At 74.4% G+C, this 896-nt stretch carries 1 protein-coding gene; it reads left to right on the forward strand.

Annotated elements, in window-relative coordinates; translation table 11 throughout:
* On the forward strand, nt 1-888 hold an 888-nt coding region (locus tag G3I42_RS16000; RefSeq protein ID WP_164286546.1), incomplete at its 5' end, for a peptidase.
* Between the last annotated feature and the right edge of the window lie 8 nt (nt 889-896).

The following is an 896-nucleotide window of genomic DNA, read 5'->3' on the forward strand; positions in this document are numbered from 1 at the left end:
ACCGCGGCGGAGGCGAAGGCCGCCGCCGACGACGCCGCCGCGCAGGCCGTGGACGCGCGCGACGACGAGCGCGTCGCCGCGACGCGGAAGCTCGGCCAGGCGCAGAAGGCCACCAAGGCCGCCCTCGCCGACAAGACCGCCGCCGACAAGGCGCTGGCCGAGGCCCTGGACTCGCCGGGCCAGGGCGAGGAGACCGGCGGCGCGGAGTGTGTGCCGGAGGCCGGGCTCACCACCGTCGTGCAGGGCCTGCCGTCCACCGTCGTCGCCGGGACGAAGGTCGCCTTCACGCTCCGGGTGACCAACGGGACCGACAAGACGATGGACAAGGTGCTGCCCTTCGCCTACGTCCACGCGACCGACAAGAGCGGGCTCAGGAGCAGCGACGAACTCGTCCACCTCCAGTGGTCCTCCGGCTCCCCCTCGACGTGGAAGACCGTCGACAACAAGCACTACATGGACCCCATCAGCCCGCTGAAGGCCGGGGCCCACACCGACGTCAGGATGCGGCTCAAGGTCGACGCCTCGGCCCCCGCGGGCAAGGGCGTGACCTTCGTCGCCGGTGACTACTTCAACGCCGACGGCTCCTGCGGCGGCAGCCCGGACCTTGAGGACTACGAGTTCGTGATCGGCGCGGCGGGCAGCGGGCCGATCGAGATCGGGGTCGCCACGCCCCGCACCACCGGCCCGCACACGGCCGCGCCCACGCCTGGCGCCTCCTCCGACGTCCGGCCGCAGGGCGGGACCGCGCAGCCGGTGAGCGGGAGCCTCGCCGCTACGGGCTCCTCCTCCACTCTGCCGCAGCTCGCCCTCGCGAGCGGCGTGGCCCTCGCGGCGGGCGGGAGCGCGCTCGTCCTCGTACGCCGCCGCAAGGCCGGTTCGCACGCCTGAGCCGGCGC

The sequence above is a fragment of the Streptomyces sp. SID11385 genome (assembly GCF_010548245.1).
Classification (GTDB): domain Bacteria; phylum Actinomycetota; class Actinomycetes; order Streptomycetales; family Streptomycetaceae; genus Streptomyces.